Origin of the sequence: Dietzia aerolata (assembly GCF_014144865.1) — a bacterium.
Classification (GTDB): Bacteria; Actinomycetota; Actinomycetes; order Mycobacteriales; family Mycobacteriaceae; genus Dietzia; species Dietzia aerolata.
In genome coordinates this window covers 1-17762 of the sequence record NZ_JAALDM010000050.1, presented here as the reverse complement: position 1 = coordinate 17762, position 17762 = coordinate 1, and the positions used below count along the sequence as shown (strand labels likewise).

The window sequence follows — 17762 nt, the reverse complement described above, 5'->3', positions numbered from 1 at the left end:
GCGCCAGCACCAGCGCCGGCACCGGCGCCGGCACCCGCTCCGGCGCCTGTGCCCAATCCCAAGCCGGGTGACATCTGCCCGTCGTCCCGGATCGGTGACCTCTCGCCCAACAAGCTGCGTTGTACCTTCATGGGATCTCCCAACCCGGCGCGGTGGGTTGAGGTCGCGCCGAGTGCGCTGAATCCTGACGGGACCCTCAAGCCCGGCGCCGGGGGATAGAGAGCGCGTTTCGCAGCTCGGGACCGGTCAGAACGTCCAGCTCCGCGACCAGCCCCACGACCTGGATACCGGTGGGCAGGTCCGGCGACTCTGGTGGCGGGCGCTAGTTCTTGGTGATGTCGAGGGCCTCGCGGAGCAGGGAGGCCGTGTCATCCCATGAGTCGGTCTCGTCCCGGTAGGCCTCCTTCAGGTCGTCGTCGTCCTCTTCAACGGCGGACTCGTCCCACAGGGTTGCCTGGTCTTCGCAGAGTGCGATGGACTCGAGGATCAGTGCGCGATCGTGCCCGAAGATCTGTGCGGCCAGTTCTGGGGTGACATCGGAGGCCGGGTCGTTCTCCATGTGGAGGAGCACCTGCAGCTCCTCGGGGAGGAGGTCGTCGCCGAAGTCGGAGTCCTGATCCTCGTCAAAGGCGTCGTCATCGTCGTCGTCAACGTCATCGAGGTCGTCGAGACCGAGGAGGCTGAGACCGCTACTGCCGGCGAAGCCGCCGACGGTGTCGTCGTTGTCGTCGTCGTCAAAATCTTCAAAAGGTCGGGTACCGCCCGTGACCGAGGCGAGCTCGGCGTCGACCATCGAAATGGTTTTCTCCATGACGATCATCACCTCGATGAGGTGCTTGGGGACGAACGGATCGCCGGGCAGGTCGCAGGCCGCGACCAGGTCTTCGCCGTCGACGTAGAACCTGACGTAGCGGGAGTCGTCGTTGAGATCCGCCAGCTTTTCGGCCGCGCGCTCGGGGTGGCGCATCTCGATGACGGGGAAGGACAGCAGCGAGATCACCTGGGGATCGCGGACATTGATCTGCAGGCCGGTGCTGCCCATGATGACGCGGAATGCCCCATCTTCAGCGCGCGGGACGTAGACGCCCTGCGAATTGCGGATCACGTGCGAGATCGCCCACTCCAGGTCCGCCGCGTCAGCGGGGTGGTACGCCTCGTCGATCGGCAGCAGTTCCTCGCCCGCGTGCGGATCCTCGAGCGGCTCGTCGGTCGACTGTTGATCGTGGATCCGGTCCTCCGACCGCGCCGGCAGGAGGAAGGACGGGTGGGGGATCCCGAAGACGGACTGAAGCGTGTCCACGACGAGCTGGGCCATCTCGTCGAGACTCGTGGTGGGTCCCACGACGTGGAACGAGTCGATATGGAGGTCGTCCTTCGGCGCGGACGGCGGGGCCCAGCCCAGGTTGAGGAGCTGGTCGATCTGCTCCGCGGACAGGTGGGTCTCCGGCGGCAGCGTCTCATTGCTCGACACCTCGAGGAAGACGACCTCCTCCACATCGTGGAGGTACGCGCTGATCCGCGGCGAGCCGTCGCCCTGGCCGGGGTAGACGGGGATCGACATCATCTCCTCCGCATCCAGCGACATGGCCTCGTACGCGAATTGCTCGGCGAAATCCGCCCACGCCTGACCGGGGGAGTCATCGCGTTGGAGTTCGTCCCGGCGCTGATCGTCGCTCATGTCCTGCACGCTAGTCGTCTCGTACGACATCGTGCCGCCATCAGGCGATACGGCTTGGCCGGGTCTGTCGGGCTGGGTCGGTCAGGCGGGAGCTGTCAGGCCAGATCAGTCCGGCCGACGGACCATGATCGTCGACTCCGTGTCCGTGCCGGTGGTGGCCGTGCCGACCGCCTCGAACCCGAAGCGCTCGTACAGGCGGCGGCTGCCCGGGGACGTCGCCTCCAGGGACGCGATCGTGACCGTGTTGGCGTCGATGATGCCGAGACGGTGCTCGAGCAGCGCCGAGCCGACGCCCTTCCCGCGGGCCCGGGGGCTGGAGGCGATGTCGTGCAGATACCAGTGCGGAGCCTTGGGCCGATACACCTCCACCGCGAGGGTATGGGCGATGCCGCGGCCGCCAGGCATCCGGCTCGCGATGCGCTGCGTGGCGCGCTTGACCGCATGCCAGATCGCGGCCGGGCGGGAGTCACTGCGCGGCGCCTCCCAGAGCAGCGCGCCGACCAGCTGTCCGTCGAGCTCGGCCAAGTCAGTGAGCCGGGGGTGGCGCTGCACGCGGTGACGGTAGTGGGCCTCGAGCTTGCGCGGCCGGGTCGCGGGGTCCGGGTAGTACAGCGACCACGCGGGATCGCCGCTGAAGGCTTCTGTGAGAAGCGCCGCGACCTCCTTCGCGTCAGCTGAGCGTGCAGTCCGGATGGTCACCATGCCGTCAAGACTATGCCGACCCCCGCCCCGGCCAACCACGATTGTGGGCACCGGCCGGTGGCTTGGGGCACGCGCTGACCGGTGATGCGGGGCTCGCGCTGGCTAGCTACTCGGCGCTCGCGCCGGCCGTCCGGGGCTCGGGCAGGATCTTGCGCAGGATGTCGCTCACGGTGATCACGCCCAGGAACTCCTCGCCGTCCATCACCACCATCAGCTGCTCACTGCTGGAACGCGCGAGGGAAAGCGCCTCGTAGACAGGGGTGTCCTTCTCGAGCGGCATCGCTGATCGCGCGAGCGGGCGCGCGGGAGCGTCGGCGGGTTCGAGGAGGGTGTCGCGCACGTGCACCACCTCGGGCTGGCCGGAGTGCGCCGCGCCCGACGTCCCCGCGCCCGTAGGCGCCGAGGCCCGATCCAGCAGGAGGATCCGCATGTGGTCGGTGCGCGCGGCCGCGTCCTGCACCTGCTCCACCGTGGCGTCCGGCGCGACGGCGGTGGGGGCGCGGCCGGTGTCCACGAGCGAGCCGACGGTCAGGTATTCCAGGTCCAGCGCCCCGGCGAGCGGGGAGTGAATGGACGATTCCAGCGCCCCGACCGACGCCGAGTGCTCGACCAGATGCCGGATGGTGTCGGCGTTCTGCCCACCGACGGCGGCGCTGTCCACGGGCTCCACTCCACTGGCCGCGACCAGCCGGTTGGCCATGCGGTTGACCCACACCAGCAGCGGCCTAAACACCCAGATGAACGCGCGCGAGGGCAGCCCGATCAGCCGCGCGGCCCGCTCCGGCGCGGCGATCACCCACGACTTGGGCGCCATCTCGCCCACGACCAGGTGCAGGAACGTCACCAGCAGCAGCGACAGGATGAACGCCGCGGTGTCCGCGATCCCGCCGGGCACCCCGAGCGAGCCCAGCGCGGGTCCGAGCCACGCGTCGACGGCGGGTTTGGTCACCGCGCCCAGCGCGAAGGTGCAGGCGGTGATGCCGAGCTGCGCGCCGGCCAACATGACGGTCAGCTCGTCGATCCCGCGGATGGCGGCCCGGGCCGAGGCGCTGCGGTCGGCGTCCACCTCGAGCCGGTGCCTCCGCGCCCCGAGCAGGGAGAACTCGATCATGACGAAGAATGCGCTCGCCACGATAAGAGCAAGGGTTACGACGACGACAACACCGGGATTGCTCATAGTCAACGGCCCGCCTCGTCGCCGGATTCACCTCGGGCGTCGGGCTCGCCTGGAAGATCGCTCATGCCGTGGGCGTCGCTGCTGCGGTCGGCCGGGGCATCGCGGTCGGCGTTGTCGTCGTCGTCATGGTTGTGGTCGGCACCGTTGTTGTCGGCTGTGCTGACGGGGTTGTCGTCGTCGTCCAGTTCGACCACGTGGACCAGCACCTTCGCCGGCACCCGGTTGGCCACCTCGAGCACCTCGATGTCAAGCGCGTGGCGGCGCGGATCGTCGGTGACCACCTCGCGCGGCTCCACCGGCAGTTCCACCCGCACGACCTGGCCGGCGTCGGGGAGTTCGCGGTGCGTGGCGATGACCAGGCCCGCGATGGTCTGGAAATCGCCGTGGGGGAGCTGGTGGCCGAGGGCGCGCTCGATCTCGTCGATGTGCACGTGGCCGTCGATGCGCCAGATGCCGGCGTCCTCGTCGTCGGCGACGATGACGTTGTCGAAGTCGTCGTCGTGCTCGTCGGTGAGCTCGCCGACCAGTTCCTCGGCCATGTCCTCGACCGTGAGGATTCCGGCGAACCCGCCGTACTCGTCCACCACCGCCGCGAGCTGCGTGCGGGCTTCGGTGAGCGTGGACAGCGCGTCCGGCAGCGGCATCAGCGTGGGCAGCACGACCGGCGGGCGCATGAGCTCCGAGACCGGGGTGTTCGGCTCGGCGCGCGTGCGCAGGAGGTCGGCGAGCTGGATGACGCCTAGCGGCTCGAACTCCGCGGAGACCACCGGGTAGCGGGAATGCTCGCGGGCCATGAGTTCGCGGACCTCGGCGACCGTGCGGTCGGGGGCCACGGTGCGGGTCTGGGTGAGGGGTATCATCGCGTGCTCGACGTTGCGGTCGGGAAAGTCGAGGATCCGGTCGATGAGCATCGACAGCTGCTCGGGCAGCTCGCCGCTCGCGCGGGAGTCCGCCACGATACGCTCCAGATCCTCCGCCGTGGCCGAGGAATCCAGGTCCTCGGCGGGCTCCACCTTGACCAGCCGCAGCAGCCCGTTGGAGGCGCGGTCGAACACCACGATCAGCCACCCGAACAGCGCGAGGTAGATGGTGGTGGAGCGGGCCAGCGCGCGGGCCAGGGGATCGGGGGCCGCGATGGCGAGGTTCTTGGGGTAGAGCTCGCCGAAGATCATCTGCACGATCGTCGCCACCGCGAGCGCGAGCACCGTGCCGACGCTGACGCTGACCGCCGTGGGCACGCCCGCGACCCCCAGCAGCTCGCCGAGCGAAGCGCCGATCATCGGCTCGGCCACGTAGCCCACGAGCAGGCCCGTCACGGTGATGCCGAGCTGGGCGCCCGACAGCATGAACGAGGTGCGTTCGGTGACCTTGAGAACGCGCGCGGCGGCCGCGTCCCCGGCGTCGGCCTGGGCGGCCATCTTGTTGCGGTCGACGGACATGTAGGCGAACTCTTGCGCTACGAAGTAGCCGTTCGCCGCGATGATCGCGAGGATCGTCACGATTCCCAGCAGCAGTATCAGCACCGTTGTGAACATCGTGCGGACGAGACTACGTGCCGCTGCGGGGTTGGTTCATCGGTTCAGGTCACAGCGGTTGAGGGGGTGGTGCAATTGCCGCGCAAGCGCGGCAGGTTCGGTCATTGACCTCACTCCGCAGTGAAGGTGACGTCCAGTCCGGCGTCCGGGTGGTAGGTCCAGAAGGCAGACCATCTGTCCCACTCAGCATCCTGGGTGCCGTCGAGCGCCCGAGTGTGGCCCATTCGCGAATCGACGGCGCTGGGTGCACCAGTCGTTTCCAGGAGGCAATCGAGCATCTGGAAATCCTCGGAGTATGGGGTTGATCCGGAACTGTAGAAAATCGATCGCTCGTCCGCTGACAGGGTCGCAGCAGTAGACTCTGGGACCAGTTCCGAACACTTCTCGTAGGCAGTCGCAGCGCTGGAGGAACCAGCGATCAGAATTGCCGCGAACACCCCGATAACCGCCAGGACGAGGACACCGAGGATCGCGATCAACACGATCACAAGAGTCTTGCTGCTTTTCGGTGCCTGCTGTGGCGGTGGACCGCCGAAGTCAGGCTGACCTGGGTAGGGCGGTTGCCCACCAAAGGGTGGTTGCCCGCCGTAGCCGGGTTGTCCGGTCCAGGCTGGCTGATTGCCAGGGGGCTGCTGGGGGCCGAACGTCGGCTGTCCACCTGTGGGTGTTTGGCCGCCAGGGCCGGGTGCAAAGGAGCCGTGGCCTGATGGTCCGGATGGCTGGGGTCCGCCGAGACCGGACATGTCACTGCCACGATTGCCGTTCATGAGTAGAAGTTTACGTCTCTTCTTCCCGAAGACCTAAGCGCCTCTAGCGGACTGCGCCGAGGATGGCCAGACCGATCGTGCCGCAGGCGGCCGCCACGAGCAGGGAGGTGAGCGTGCCGATGATGAACCGCTCGCTCACTGCCGGGTTCTCCCGGATTTCGGGGTACCGGCCCAGGGCCTTGATCGCCACCACCACGGCGGCGAGCTCGAACCGGCCCGCGAGGATCGCGGCGGTCAGGCCCACGCGCTCGAGGATGCCGATCCACATCCCGCCGCGCAGCACCTCGCGAGCATCGCCGCTGACAGACGAATTCTCGCGGCGACTCACCACCGGCGTGCGCTCGTCGCCGGTGACGTCCACGGTCGGCACCTCGGGCACACGCGCCGAGCGGAGAACGAGTGAGGCGATGGGGGAGCCGATCGCCGCCGAGATGATCAGAGTCGGGATCGCCACCACGGCCACCGCGAGCCATTCCGGCCAGGAGCTCATCAGCGATCTCCTTTCCGGGGGGTGGCCACTGTCGCGGCGGCGTTCGTTTCTGCAAGCAGTCTGTCGAGCACGGGGTAGGCGGCCCGCTCCTCACGGATGTGCGACAGGCGTAGAGCGCCGGCGACCGACGTGGGCGTGATGCCGAGTTCTTCTGCGGCGGCGGCCTGGGTAGGGGAGCGGTCGACGGCGTCCACCGCCCGCCACTGCGCCTCGGTCCGACCGAGCACGAGTGAGGCGACGAGAGTCCACACGGCCTCGCAGTCGGCTGCCCACGATTCGGCCTCTGTTCCCGAGGGGACGCGCACCGCGACGGAGCCGGGCATGGACTTAGCCGCTTCGACCGCATCACGCGCGGCCAGAAACGCGGGACCCCGGCCGGCTCGGGTGCCGGTGGCAAACGAGTCGTCGTCGACCTCCCCGACCCCGACCCCGCAGTGCCAGTCACCCTGACGCAGTGTGGTGAGGAGCGCGTCGCGGACCGCGGCCGGATCGTCGAGCAGGCCCTGGACCTCGTCGCCGGCCGTGCGCTCGAATGCGGAGACGCACCGGACATCGGCGAGAGCTTTGAGCAGGGCCGGTACCCGGTCCTTACTGGTGCGGCTGTGTCGCTGGTCGATCGTCAACACGAACATGTGGTGATGGTGCCACACTTCTGCGACATGAGGTGGATTCGCCGCATCTATGAAAATGTGCTGTTTTCGCCTCATATGTCGACGGTGGCGGCCACCGCCTCGATTTCGACCAGTTGACCGTCGTAGCCCAGAGCGGCCACGCCGATCAGGGTGCTCGGGGGCTCATGATCGGCGAAGGCCTCGCGCACCTTGTTCCATGCGGTCGCGAGGTCGGCCTGGTGCGAGGATGCGACCAGGACCCGGGTGGAGATCACGTCAGCGAGGGTGGCGCCAGCCTCGGACAGTGCGACCGTCATGTTCTCGATGCACTTGGCTGCCTGCGCTGCGATGTCGCCCGTGCCGTGGGTCGAGCCATCGGCGTTCAGGGGACAGGAGCCGGCAAGGAAGATCAGCCGTGATTCGGCGGGGGCGGTGGCCGCGTACGCGTAGCCCGGGGTGACGGCCAGGGAGTCCGAGCGGATCAGGGTGACAGCCTTGGGGTTGGAATCTCCTGCGTGGGGCACGGGGCTTCCTGGGTGACGCGCGGGCGGGGTCAATGGTGGCATGCCGTGGGAAGCCGGGTCTGCGTACGGCACTGGGCGCCAGTGGGCGACGAGTGCGCTCACGCGAGTGATTGCTCGCATACACTTCGCATTCATGAGACGGGTTCCCCAGCAGGCGCGATCGCGGGCAATGGTCGAGCGAATCATCGAGGCGGCCCGCACTGTGCTCGTGCGCGACGGATACGAATCGTTCACCACGAACCGGGTGGCCGACGAGGCGGCTGTCAGCCCGGGGTCGCTGTACCAATACTTTCCGGATAAGTCGGCGCTGGTCACCGAGGTGATGGACCGCTGGTCGGCGGAGATCTCGGACCGGGTCGCGGCATCGCTCGCGGCAACCGGGCCCGTCGACGTCAAGGACCCCGGAACCGTGCGCGCGATTGCCGACGCACTGCTCACCGCGATCGAGTCCGACGCCGGGCTGCTGCGCATTGTGTGGGAGGAACTCCCGGCCGTCCGACACCGTGCGGCCCAGCACTCGCTCGAGAACCGGGTGCGTGAACTGCTCGCCGTGTACCTGTCGGCCTCGGGAGTCACGGCGCGCGACCCGAGTGCACGGGCCTGGGTGATCGTCATGGCGGTGGAGAACGTGGCCGTGCGCTGGGTGCTCGACCAGCCGGGCATCAGCCGCGAGGCGCTGCTGGATGAACTCAGTGCGATGGCCGGGGGATTCGGGGCCAGCTGATTCGTTGCCTGCGGGATCGGGGCACTGCGGGATCGGTGCAGGCTGAGGCGGCACGGCTAATTCGCAGTCGGCGGTGAGTGAGGCCGAAATCACGCCCGGCCCGCGCGGAATCCGGGTATCCCCCGAGGCACGGCCGACCCCGGCTCGGGCAGACTTACCTGCGATGTTCACTCGATTCAATCGCGCCCGGCGCGTCACCACAGCGACTGCGGGCCTGCTGGTGGTGGCGACGTTGTCGTCGTCGTGCTCCTATGGCCCCACCCGTGAGGCGCCACCGCCCATTCCGCCCGGGATTCCGCCGGCGGCCGGCGCACCCGTGCCGACCGTCGACATCAACGCACCCGGCCGCACCTCGCTCCAGCTCATGGACTGGGCGACCAGCATCAACGAGCCGATGAACATCCCGCGCGCCGCGCTCGCCGCCTACGGCAACGCCGCCGAAACCATGCGGCAGACCCGGCCCGAATGCAACCTCACCTGGACCACCCTCGCGGGGATCGGGCACGTGGAAACCCGTCACGGTCGGTATCGCGGAGCGTCCCTGAACGACGACGGCTTCGCGCTCCCGCCGATCATCGGCATCAAACTCGACGGCTCCCCGGGATTCGCCGACATCCCCGACACCGACGGCGGACGCTGGGACGGCGACCCCGACCACGACCGCGCCGTGGGGCCCATGCAGTTCATCCCCGAATCGTGGGCCAAGTACGGCCGCGACGCCAACGGGGACGGGGTCGCCGACCCGAACCAGATCGACGACGCCGCGATCGCCGCCGCCAGGCTGTTGTGCGAAAATGGCGGAGACCTGTCGGTGGCCGAGAACTGGCAGAAGGCGATCCTCGCGTACAACGCGTCGCAGGACTACGTCATGCGCGTGCGCGATTCGGCCGCCGCGTACTCGGTGGGGACGACGGCGCCTTAGCGGGTTGTGGGTTTGCGGGCTGCGCTGGAGCGCGCTGGGGTCCGGGCCGGGGCGCGGACCATATCGATTATCGTAGTGGGTTTCTCACTGTGATCGGGTTAACATCGCCGGCCGTGTGCGCGACAGTAGGAGTGACAGAGCGCATCTCGACAGGCCGCGCATCGCACCAGATTCGGAGAGCGGACATGGACTCAATCGATCTCTCGACCCTCAACCCCATGGGATCCCTAGTCAACTTCTTCAACTTCAGCACGATCCTGTACCCCTATCCGCAGCCTCAGCCGCAGGACCCGGTCGAGGCATTCCTCGGCTCGCTCGACCAGGCCGGGCACTGGGTCACGTCCATTGCCGGGGGCATCTGAGTCGAAAGACCTGTCCGAAGGCGGAAAACACTCTCGATTGTGCGGGTCTTTCGCACTCGGGCAGGCGAACTGTAATCAGAGGGGCGAACCGGGCCTCCGGGTGAGCAGGGAGGGGCTCGGGGAGGGGCTCGAGGACTTGCCGAGGGGCAGATGGCGTGTGGGTGTTAGGCGACACTAACCTGTCGTGGGCGGCGACACCCGAGCGCCGAGACCACCGGCGGCGGGAGCTCTACACATGGCGGGACCCACATCGAGGAGTGAGGGCTCGGCGCCCGAAAGCGCGAATGGGCTGCTCATGCGGGCAGTGCGGCGTCGGTGGCGGCTCGTGGTGCCCGGCCTGGTGCTCATGACGATGTGGCAGGTCTGCGAGGCGCTGGTACCGATCGCGATCGGGCAGATCGTCGACCGGGCGATCATCCCGCTGGACCGGCAGGCTCTACTGCTGTGGATCTTGGGGCTGATCGCGCTGTTCGTGGTGCTCAGCTACAGCTACCGATTCGGCGCGCGGATGAGCAACCGGGCACTCCACGAGGAGGCGCACGACCTGCGGGTCGAGGCGACCCAGGTGCCGCTGACCAGGCGTCGCGCAATGGACGGCACCAGCGCCGGCAGCGTGCTCTCGGTGTGCTCCGCCGACGCCGACGTGGCGTCCCTGATCTTCCGGCAGATCGCGCTGGGCGGGTCCGCGCTGATCGGGATCGTGGGCATCTCGATCTACCTGCTGCTCACTGACTGGATCGTGGGACTGATCGTGCTGATCGGCGTGCCCGTCAGCCTGGTGCTCGTCGCCCTGCCCAGCCGCGCGATCTCCCGGCACAGCACCGCACAGCAGGCCGCGATCGGCGAGGCCAGCAGCCGCGCCACCGACATCATGACCGGATTGCGCGTCCTCAAAGCCGGCGGTGGCGAAAAATGGGCTGCCGAGCAGTACCGCGTCGCCTCCCAGGCTGCCGCCGACGCGGGCACCGTGACCTCCGAGCGTGAGGGGCGCGTCGCGGGGATCGGCTCGCTCGGCATGGCCGTCGTGCTGGCGCTGGTGTTGCTCGCCGCCGGCTACCGCGTCCTGTCCGGCGACATGGAGATTGGCACGCTCATCTCCGTGGTGGGTGTGGCCGTGTTCTTCGAGGAGCCCGTGCGGACCATCACCATGGCCGTGGGTATCTACGCCCGCTCGCACGGAGCCGCTCAACGGCTGGTCGACTTGCAGAACTCGGCGGACGTGGACGAGTCCGGGACCGAGACGCCCGCGAGTGCCACTCTCGAGGTGCACGGGCTGAAGCTGGCCGATGGCCGGTGCATCGAGATGGAAGTCCGAGCAGGGGAATTCCTTTGCCTGGTGACTGAACAGCCGGGCGACGCCGTCGTCGTCGTCAACAATCTTTCCGGACACGGTGACCCCGGAAACGGTGACGACACCGACCCGGTCAGATTCGGCGGATTCTCGCGACGCGAGCTCGTGCCGGACCTCGCAGGGCACGTGGTGGTGGCGCCGCATCGCGTCGACATGTTCGCGGGGACGATCCGCTCCAACATCGCGCTGCTCCACGGGGACGCGCCCATCGCGGGCGACGTGCTGGAGGCGTCGGCCGTCGCGGAGATCGTGGAACACCTGCCCGCGGGACTCGACCACGAGGTGCGGGAGGCCGGGCGCAACCTGTCCGGCGGGCAGCGGCAGCGGATCGCGCTCGCCCGCGCCCTGCACGCCGTCCCCGACCTGCTCGTGCTGCACGAGCCCACCAGTGCCGTGGACGCGGTGACCGAATGGGAGATCGCGCAGGCCGTGCACGCGCTGCGCACCAGGCGGGAGGGGCAGACGACGGTTCTGGTGACGTCGTCGCCGCCGTTCCTCGCGCTGGCCGACAGGGTGGTGCATCTGCCCGCGCGCGGCGAGGTTGTTGGCGGGACGCACGAGGAGCTGCGCGAGGGCTCGGACTCCTACCGGACGGTGGTGGATCGATGAGCGGCGCCGACGTGACCGAGCGGGCCGACCGGACGTTGCCGTTGGCCAGTGCGCGCGAGTCGTGGGCGGTGCTGTGGCCGCTGCTGCGACAGCGACGCGGGTACCTCGCGCTGGTGGGCCTTGCCGGGCTGATCGGCTCGGCCGCTGGGCTGGTCGCGCCGTGGGTGGTGGGGTGGCTCGTCGACGTGCTGCCCGGCGCCTCGGACGGACGCGTGGTTCTGGTGGGCGCCGCCGCGATCGCCGTGGCCGGCGTCGTGGGCGCGATTTCGACGTGGGCGGGGCAAACGTGGCTCGCCCGGCTCACCGAGCCGACGGTGGCGGAGCTGCGTGAGCAGGTGATGGACCGCTCGCTGCAGCTCGGGGCCGCGCAGATGGAGCGCACCGAGACCGGCGACCTGGTCTCCCGCGTGGCCGAGGATGCCCGCGAGATCAGCGAGGCCGCGACATCCGTGATCCCGCTCGTGGTGCAGTCGACGTTCACCGTGGTGGTGTCCGGGATCGGACTGCTCGCGGTGGACTGGCGGCTCGGACTGGTGGGGCTCGTGGCTCTACCGATGTATTGGTCGACGCTGCGCTGGTATCTGCCTCGGTCGGGGCCGATCTATGCCGCCGAGCGCGCCGCGTTCGGCGCCCGTGCCAGCCGACTCCTCGGCGGCATCACCGGCGCGCGCACCCTCCACGCCTTTGACGCCCGGGACTCCGAACTCGACCGGATCACGGGCGCCTCCGGGCACGCCCGGGACCTGTCGATCACGGTTTTCCGGTTCATCACCCAGGCATTCAGTCGCAACAACCGTGCCGAAGTCACGGTGCTCGCGCTGCTGCTGGTTGTGGGTTTCTTCCTGGTGGACTTCGGGGTGATCACCGCGGGTGCCGTCACGACTGCCGCACTGTTGTTCCACCGGCTGTTCAACCCGATCGGCGCGCTGGTGGGTATGGCGGATCAGGTGCAGTCCGCGGGTGCGTCGCTCGTGCGGATGGTCGGGGTCATCAACATGGACGTGCCCGAGCGCACGGCGGTTCCGCAGCCCGGGCCGCTGGAGTTGGTGGGGATCTCGCACTCCTACGACGCCGAGGCCTCGGGGATGGAGGGCATCCCGGCGCTCGACGGCATCGACCTGACGCTGTCGCCGGGCGAGGTGGTTGCGGTGGTGGGCACCACCGGCGCCGGCAAGAGCACGTTGGCGCTGGTTGCTGCGGGCCTGGTGGTGCCCATGCGCGGCTCCGCGTCGCTGGGCGGTGTGCCACTGGCCGACGCGGACCCGGTGGCGTTGCGCCGGCACGTCACGATGGTCTCCCAAGAGGTGCACACCTTTGCCACGACTCTGGCGGAGAACGTGCGCGCGCCGCGCCCCGAGGCGGGTATGGCCGAGGTGCACGCCGCGCTCCGCAAGGTCGGGGCCGACTGGGTGGGCGACCTCCCCGACGGCGTCGACACCGTGATCGGCGAGGGCGGGCACCAGCTCGACCCGATGCAGAGTCAGATGATCGCGCTGGCGCGGGTCGAGCTCGCGGACCCCGACGTGGTGATCCTCGACGAGGCCACCGCCGAGGCCGGGTCCGCCGGCGCGCGCAGGCTCGACGCCTCAGCCGCGGCCGTCCTGGAGGGACGCACCGGGCTGGTGGTGGCGCACCGGCTGAGTCAGGCCGCGGCCGCAGACCGGATTCTCGTCATGGAGCGCGGTCGCATCGTGGAGTCGGGCACGCACGAGGAGTTGCTCGCTGCCGGCGGGCGGTACGCCGAGCTGGGTAGGGCCTGGTTCGGGGCCTGATCGGTGTCGTATGTCGGCGGTACCGTCCGCGCCATGACCGAGCTGCTGGAGGAGATTCGTCGCGCCGCGGAGCAGGTAGGGGAGACGGACTTCCTCGAGCTGCTGCGGTGGCACCGGGCTGTCGTTGGTCTGCCGGACTTCGATCCCCACGCCCCCGGCTCGTATCGGGCGGCCGTGGAGGAGCTCGACGAACGTCGCACTGGGCAGTTGCTGCGCGATCTTCGCCGGGCGTCCCGTGACCCCAAGCGGCATCGCCATGGGGCCGACGGGAAGCCGGCTTTCCGTGACGGGCAGACGCTGCGGTCCAGGTTGAGCTGAGCCTGCACTGCGGTGGTGAGCCCTTCCGATCCTGAGACAACGAAACCGCAGGCCACCAATTCGTGGCCTGCGGCTTCTCTCGGATGTGATCGCCCGGGCTGTGCGGAGCGGGCGACGTAGTGCGGTCGCGCCGACAGCCGACGCTCACTGCCCCGACGTCAGATAACGAAGTCGGGTGCGAGCGAGCCCAGGAGAGGGAGGTAAACGTTCTCGGACAGCGAGCCGGCCAGCCCGCCTGATCCGACGGCGGCCAGCATCATGTTGACCACGCCTCCAACGCCGATGATGATGCTTCCGGCCATATCTCCGAACGAGCCCATGAGTGACACCTTTCGTCGTGCCGCGCCTTCGGTGGTGCAGCGGGGCTGTGCCTCACGCTAGGGCTGGCGAAATGGCACGTCAATAGTGCTGGCCCAGTTGGACAATCGACCCGAACTCGCAAGCCGGTCCGACTTCACTCGCCGGAGCGCGCCTCTACACTCAGTCCGTCTTGGGCCGCCCGATATCCGCCTTGGCCTTGCCGAACGTCTCGCGTTCCTGCCTCGTGTAGACGTACCGGCCCCACCGATCGAGGAACGCGCGCCCCACCGGAGTCCGGTACCTCAGCGTATTGAGAGCGGTCAGGTACAGGTGCGCCCACGGCGGGCGGACGGGCAGGCCGAACTCGGCCATCGAGTCACGCCCCAGGAAGACGGTGAGCATGCTCAGCAGCCGCTCGCGCGCGAACCAGCCCTGGAACTTCGGAAGCGGCCCGCTGCGGAATCGGTTCTGGTGCGCCTGGACCAGGGCCTGGGTGAGCTGCGGGCCGGCCTCGGTCATGCCGGATTGGGCCATGAGGATGTGGTAGTTGAGGACGTGCCGTTCGCGTTCGCGGTTGACGAGGAAGTCGTCGTCGACCCCGAGCAGCCACCCGACGTAGCGCCACAGGTGCATGATGTCGCGGGAGTCCTGGCGGCTGACGGGCACGCCGAGCGTCCGGACGCCGAGCAGCACCACGGCGTCGAACAGGCCGAGCGTGGAGGCGAGGTCGGTCTGGTTGATGGGCAGGCCCCACTGCTCGATGTCCCAGCGCGACTCCATCGAGTCACTGACCACCGCATGCATCGCGCGCACGTGGCCGGTCAGTCGCCACGCCTTGGCGTGCGGGTTGAGGTCGCCGGGGAAGGCCAGGGAGGTGGCCCAGTGCTGGGTCTCCGCCAGGCGTCGCAGGGTGGTGCCGCCGGTCAGTCCGCCGGTCTGGACGAGCAGGTCGGTGGGGCCGCCGAAGCGGTAGCCGCCGATCAACGACAGCTGTAGAAGCACGTCCGCGGCGTTCTGCCCGAACTTGAGGTACGCCTTCTGGCCGCGCGCGATCTGCTCCCAGTCGACCCAGTCCGGGGTGTCCTCAAGCGTCTCGAGGTACTCGATCAGCACCGGCGCCACGGCCTCACCGCCGGCTTCGCGCTCGCGCAGGCCGGCGGAGCCGATCTCCAGCGCCTGGCTCAGCTCGCGGTAGGTGACGGCGCCGGGCTCGCCCTTGCGTTTGCGCATCGCCTTGGCCAGGCGGGAGCCGAGCTCGTCGGGCTCCATGTAGCCCCGCCCGATGCGGTCCATGAGCTGCTCGTCGATCTGGTCGACCTTGGCGACGCGCCTCAGCGTGCGCCCCATGCGCTCGGAGCGTTCCTCGGCGGAGCGGTGACGGCCTGGGTACAGGGTGGTGGTCATGGGAAAACTATGACGCGAGTTTTTACTCGCATACAAGTCGCGTTTGTCGGGGGAGTGTCCGCAGGTCGACGGGCGGAGAGTGCGGGCCGGGGCTCGAAACGACTCGCGTCAGGCTCGTGCGTATTTGGCCTGGAGTGCCATGTCGCCGGTGGGTGGGACCTGCAGGTGGTCGCCCTCGGTGGGCCGCTCACCGCGCCAAAAAGAGATTTGACGACGACGACAACACCGCCATGCCCTCGCCCATCAGCTGGCAACACCACCGGTACATCCATCGCGAAGAGGGTTTGGCCCACGTTTATCGAGTGGATCCGGACCAAATCCACTTCTCGTGTGAGGCGCCCGCAAAATCTGCCAGTGCACGGCGGATCGTTTCCGAGCGCGACATGTGCGCTTTCTCGGCCATCTTGTCGAGTGCTTCACGCTCCTCGACTGTCAGACGCACCGCTACGACCTGCATCGGCTCAGCGCCGCGGCCGGGGCGTCCGCGCCCACGCCGTGTGAGTTTCTCGACGTCGTAGCCGGTTTCGGCTTCGTCTGCCCACTCCTGGATCTGGTCGTCAGTCACCACGAACAAATCGTATAACGAAAATCCTGGCGATCGGCCGGATCGTAAATTGATCCGCCAGCCCTCAGGCGGGTTCCTCATCCACCGGCGGCCACTCAAACCAGCCGGAGCGAATGACCGGGTACGCGCGCCCGGCGTGCTCCGTCGTATGGCCTTCCGAGTCGGTGATCCTGATGGTCGTGGCGCCGTCAATAAACCAGGCGTTTCTGGCCGAGGAGCCGGTCCCGTAGAAGTACTCGTTCTTGATGGGCTCGCAAACCCTGAACTCACTGTCGCCTGACCACTTGGCCTGCACCACCCACTGGTCGGTCGACGGGTCGTCGGCGTGCAGGAGAAGGTCCCCGTCGATGTCGCTGTGCATCCCGTATTTCATCGCGAGCTCCTTGGTGTCGTGCCAGCAATCGTTGGCGGCTGTCACTCTTCGGTCAAGTGGCACCCGGTCATGAGCGAGACCGCGAGGGCCTTGTCATAAGAGAGGGCGAGCGAAGCACCGTACCGATCCTCCACGGCAACCCGTCGGACATTGCCAATCTCGGCGTCCATGTTGATCGTGTCGAAGTCATGCTCCTCGAGCAGCGGCGAAATCCCTTCCAGAATCTCCGTCCACTCCTCTTCGGTGGGCCGCGCCTGAACGCCCCACGCGCGATAGACATAGCGGGACGTGACATCGGCGAGCTCCACAGATTCAACGTCGATGCTGCATCTGGCCTTCTCGCCCCCTGGCCTGCTGATCTCCTTGGCATGCGGCATGGCTGACGTGACGACCTCCTGGATTCCGGCACGGAGTTCGTCGTACCGTGCCACGGCGTCGTCATACGACGGCCGATTCTCGAGGTCCGTGCGGCTCAGGTGCTTGCCGGAGTCGCCCATGTAGACGTCGCGGGAGAAGTCGGCGCACGCCGTCGATGCGGTGAGCAACACCAGTGCCAGGGCCGAGCTCAGAGCTGTCCGGGCCGGGGTGGACCGTGTGCGCGAACCGGTCAAGCGGGATGGCATCGTCGGGCGCTCCCGTCGCGAGTGCAGTCGTAGTCACGGGCTGGTGGTGTCGGAATTCTCGCCCGCGCACCACCGTCGCGCAATGGGTTCCAACCTTCCGCTGCCGGTGTCTGTCACCGTGTGTCGCGGGTCGGGCGTCGGTGGGAAGGGGCGTGAAATTCCTACGTCGACGACGAGGCCAACCACCCCCTCAACCAAGCACTGAACTCGTCGACGAACTCCGCCTACTCGGTCGCCGGCGGGCTGGCCGAGGGCAATCATGCGAAGCCTGCGGTCACTCCGGTTACAACATCTGCAGAGCGCAGAGTCCCTCACACCGAATCCCTCCCGCCGAATCCCTCCCGCCGCAAGCATCAAGTGACCAGTGGTAACACTCCGCCTGCCTAGCGCGATTTCCAGAGTGTCCGAACCGTTCTCGCTTCAACTTGAAAGCGAACAAGGGAGATTCTGATGGGATTCATCGACTCGTCGGTGGTGGCCGTCAACAATGGCCTCACCGAGATCTTCGACTTCTCACACACCTCCGTCGGGTCCCCGTCATGGATCCGTCCCGACAATCCGGCGGATGCCTTCATCGGTTCGCTCAAGATGGGTTACAACTGGGCGACCTTGTGGTTCATCTGAGCCGATAAGGCGTTTCGGCCTCACTTCCTTAAATGAGCTGATTCCGCCTTATGCAAGCCGTCGCCAGCGCGCACCAGTTCCCGAACCGCAGCCTCGGGATCATCCACGTGTAGCCGCACCTCGCTCACCTCTCGCGGCACGGCACGAGTCCACGGGAACCCCGGCACGGACGCCTCCACCGGCCGCGCGAGCCCGATCGTCACGGACGTCCCGTCCGGCCCGGGCAGCACCAGCGCGGCGGGCCCACCATCGCCAGCCCCAGCCGAATCCCCAGCCCCAGCCCCCGCCGAGACCCCGGCCCCAACCCCCACAATCCCGGCATCAGTAGGGG

Annotated in this window: 20 protein-coding genes and 1 pseudogene; 8 read left to right on the top strand and 13 right to left on the bottom strand. The window is 68.2% G+C overall.

Annotated elements, in window-relative coordinates; all coding sequences use genetic code 11:
• Positions 1 to 219 (top strand): annotated as a pseudogene (locus G6016_RS16955) (hypothetical protein); the annotation flags it as partial.
• A gap of 103 nt (positions 220 to 322) precedes the next feature.
• Here G6016_RS16955 and G6016_RS04000 read toward each other — a convergent pair.
• From G6016_RS04000 to G6016_RS03965, 8 genes are all read right to left on the bottom strand, one after another.
• Positions 323 to 1678, bottom strand: a complete 1356-nt coding sequence (locus G6016_RS04000; protein WP_182631408.1) for a TY-Chap domain-containing protein — start codon at positions 1676 to 1678, stop codon at positions 323 to 325.
• 105 nt (positions 1679 to 1783) lie between these two features.
• Positions 1784 to 2380 (bottom strand): GNAT family N-acetyltransferase, encoded by a 597-nt coding sequence (locus tag G6016_RS03995; RefSeq protein ID WP_182631407.1) that lies wholly within the window; start codon positions 2378 to 2380, stop codon positions 1784 to 1786.
• Between the two features lie 106 nt (positions 2381 to 2486).
• Positions 2487 to 3557 (bottom strand): CNNM domain-containing protein, encoded by a 1071-nt coding sequence (locus G6016_RS03990; RefSeq protein ID WP_182631406.1) that lies wholly within the window; start codon positions 3555 to 3557, stop codon positions 2487 to 2489.
• Positions 3558 to 3559: 2 nt separating this feature from the next.
• A complete protein-coding gene (locus tag G6016_RS03985; RefSeq protein WP_182631405.1) occupies positions 3560 to 5092 on the bottom strand; it encodes a hemolysin family protein in 1533 nt (510 codons plus the stop codon).
• Between the two features lie 110 nt (positions 5093 to 5202).
• On the bottom strand, positions 5203 to 5859 hold the full coding sequence (locus G6016_RS16950) for a flagellar basal body-associated FliL family protein (protein WP_206682281.1): 657 nt from the start codon (positions 5857 to 5859) through the stop codon (positions 5203 to 5205).
• Between the two features lie 43 nt (positions 5860 to 5902).
• Positions 5903 to 6349: a hypothetical protein gene (locus G6016_RS03975; RefSeq protein ID WP_182631403.1), complete on the bottom strand. Its 447-nt coding sequence runs from the start codon at positions 6347 to 6349 to the stop codon at positions 5903 to 5905.
• The gene (locus G6016_RS03970; RefSeq protein WP_182631402.1) at positions 6349 to 6981 is read right to left on the bottom strand and encodes a hypothetical protein; all 633 of its coding nucleotides are present in this window, start codon (positions 6979 to 6981) and stop codon (positions 6349 to 6351) included. Before G6016_RS03970 ends, G6016_RS03975 begins: the two co-directional genes overlap by 1 nt.
• Positions 6982 to 7052: 71 nt before the next feature.
• Positions 7053 to 7484 (bottom strand): RidA family protein, encoded by a 432-nt coding sequence (locus tag G6016_RS03965; protein WP_338403503.1) that lies wholly within the window; start codon positions 7482 to 7484, stop codon positions 7053 to 7055.
• Positions 7485 to 7617: 133 nt separating this feature from the next.
• On the opposite strand from G6016_RS03965, the gene G6016_RS03960 reads away from it, so the two are divergent.
• The 6 genes from G6016_RS03960 (at position 7618) to G6016_RS03935 (ending at position 13542) form a co-directional block, all read left to right on the top strand.
• Positions 7618 to 8208 carry a TetR/AcrR family transcriptional regulator gene (locus tag G6016_RS03960; protein WP_241729716.1) on the top strand — a complete coding sequence of 197 codons (591 nt, stop codon included), beginning with the start codon at positions 7618 to 7620 and terminating at the stop codon, positions 8206 to 8208.
• Positions 8209 to 8371: 163 nt separating this feature from the next.
• Positions 8372 to 9130: a lytic transglycosylase domain-containing protein gene (locus G6016_RS03955; protein ID WP_182631401.1), complete on the top strand. Its 759-nt coding sequence runs from the start codon at positions 8372 to 8374 to the stop codon at positions 9128 to 9130.
• Positions 9131 to 9315: 185 nt separating this feature from the next.
• Entirely contained in the window at positions 9316 to 9492 is a 177-nt protein-coding gene (locus G6016_RS03950) for a hypothetical protein (RefSeq protein ID WP_182631400.1), read from the top strand.
• Positions 9493 to 9727: 235 nt separating this feature from the next.
• A complete protein-coding gene (locus G6016_RS03945; RefSeq protein WP_241729715.1) occupies positions 9728 to 11452 on the top strand; it encodes an ABC transporter ATP-binding protein in 1725 nt (574 codons plus the stop codon).
• Complete coding sequence (locus G6016_RS03940) at positions 11449 to 13224, top strand: ABC transporter ATP-binding protein (protein WP_182631399.1); 1776 nt, start codon at positions 11449 to 11451, stop codon at positions 13222 to 13224. The genes G6016_RS03945 and G6016_RS03940 overlap by 4 nt, the downstream gene beginning before the upstream one ends.
• A 33-nt stretch (positions 13225 to 13257) precedes the next feature.
• Positions 13258 to 13542: a hypothetical protein gene (locus G6016_RS03935; protein ID WP_182631398.1), complete on the top strand. Its 285-nt coding sequence runs from the start codon at positions 13258 to 13260 to the stop codon at positions 13540 to 13542.
• Positions 13543 to 13700: 158 nt separating this feature from the next.
• On the opposite strand, the gene G6016_RS03930 is transcribed toward G6016_RS03935, so the two are convergent.
• From G6016_RS03930 to G6016_RS03910, 5 genes are all read right to left on the bottom strand, one after another.
• On the bottom strand, positions 13701 to 13862 hold the full coding sequence (locus tag G6016_RS03930) for a hypothetical protein (RefSeq protein WP_182631397.1): 162 nt from the start codon (positions 13860 to 13862) through the stop codon (positions 13701 to 13703).
• A gap of 160 nt (positions 13863 to 14022) precedes the next feature.
• Complete coding sequence (locus G6016_RS03925) at positions 14023 to 15246, bottom strand: oxygenase MpaB family protein (protein WP_182631396.1); 1224 nt, start codon at positions 15244 to 15246, stop codon at positions 14023 to 14025.
• A 295-nt stretch (positions 15247 to 15541) separates the two neighbouring features.
• Entirely contained in the window at positions 15542 to 15814 is a 273-nt protein-coding gene (locus G6016_RS03920; RefSeq protein WP_380023299.1) for a ribbon-helix-helix protein, CopG family, read from the bottom strand.
• Between the two features lie 61 nt (positions 15815 to 15875).
• Entirely contained in the window at positions 15876 to 16229 is a 354-nt protein-coding gene (locus G6016_RS03915) for a hypothetical protein (protein WP_182631394.1), read from the bottom strand.
• Complete coding sequence (locus G6016_RS03910) at positions 16226 to 16807, bottom strand: LppA family lipoprotein (RefSeq protein ID WP_182631393.1); 582 nt, start codon at positions 16805 to 16807, stop codon at positions 16226 to 16228. The genes G6016_RS03915 and G6016_RS03910 overlap by 4 nt, the downstream gene beginning before the upstream one ends.
• A gap of 450 nt (positions 16808 to 17257) precedes the next feature.
• On the opposite strand from G6016_RS03910, the gene G6016_RS03905 reads away from it, so the two are divergent.
• Complete coding sequence (locus tag G6016_RS03905) at positions 17258 to 17431, top strand: hypothetical protein (RefSeq protein WP_182631392.1); 174 nt, start codon at positions 17258 to 17260, stop codon at positions 17429 to 17431.
• Positions 17432 to 17762: the final 331 nt, after the last annotated feature.

Bases quoted from the DNA above. Each gene is read 5' to 3' on its own strand.
- G6016_RS04000 (WP_182631408.1), bottom strand. From the start codon at position 1,678: ATGAGCGACGATCAGCGCCGGGACGAACTCCAACGCGATGACTCCCCC.
- G6016_RS03905 (WP_182631392.1), top strand. From the start codon at position 17,258: ATGGGATTCATCGACTCGTCGGTGGTGGCCGTCAACAATGGCCTCACC.
- G6016_RS03910 (WP_182631393.1), bottom strand. From the start codon at position 16,807: ATGCCATCCCGCTTGACCGGTTCGCGCACACGGTCCACCCCGGCCCGG.
- G6016_RS03950 (WP_182631400.1), top strand. From the start codon at position 9,316: ATGGACTCAATCGATCTCTCGACCCTCAACCCCATGGGATCCCTAGTC.
- G6016_RS03935 (WP_182631398.1), top strand. From the start codon at position 13,258: ATGACCGAGCTGCTGGAGGAGATTCGTCGCGCCGCGGAGCAGGTAGGG.
- G6016_RS03930 (WP_182631397.1), bottom strand. From the start codon at position 13,862: ATGGGCTCGTTCGGAGATATGGCCGGAAGCATCATCATCGGCGTTGGA.
- G6016_RS03945 (WP_241729715.1), top strand. From the start codon at position 9,728: ATGGCGGGACCCACATCGAGGAGTGAGGGCTCGGCGCCCGAAAGCGCG.
- G6016_RS03955 (WP_182631401.1), top strand. From the start codon at position 8,372: ATGTTCACTCGATTCAATCGCGCCCGGCGCGTCACCACAGCGACTGCG.
- G6016_RS03970 (WP_182631402.1), bottom strand. From the start codon at position 6,981: ATGTTCGTGTTGACGATCGACCAGCGACACAGCCGCACCAGTAAGGAC.
- G6016_RS03975 (WP_182631403.1), bottom strand. From the start codon at position 6,349: ATGAGCTCCTGGCCGGAATGGCTCGCGGTGGCCGTGGTGGCGATCCCG.
- G6016_RS03985 (WP_182631405.1), bottom strand. From the start codon at position 5,092: ATGTTCACAACGGTGCTGATACTGCTGCTGGGAATCGTGACGATCCTC.
- G6016_RS03960 (WP_241729716.1), top strand. From the start codon at position 7,618: ATGAGACGGGTTCCCCAGCAGGCGCGATCGCGGGCAATGGTCGAGCGA.
- G6016_RS03990 (WP_182631406.1), bottom strand. From the start codon at position 3,557: ATGAGCAATCCCGGTGTTGTCGTCGTCGTAACCCTTGCTCTTATCGTG.
- G6016_RS03940 (WP_182631399.1), top strand. From the start codon at position 11,449: ATGAGCGGCGCCGACGTGACCGAGCGGGCCGACCGGACGTTGCCGTTG.
- G6016_RS16950 (WP_206682281.1), bottom strand. From the start codon at position 5,859: ATGAACGGCAATCGTGGCAGTGACATGTCCGGTCTCGGCGGACCCCAG.
- G6016_RS03995 (WP_182631407.1), bottom strand. From the start codon at position 2,380: ATGGTGACCATCCGGACTGCACGCTCAGCTGACGCGAAGGAGGTCGCG.
- G6016_RS03925 (WP_182631396.1), bottom strand. From the start codon at position 15,246: ATGACCACCACCCTGTACCCAGGCCGTCACCGCTCCGCCGAGGAACGC.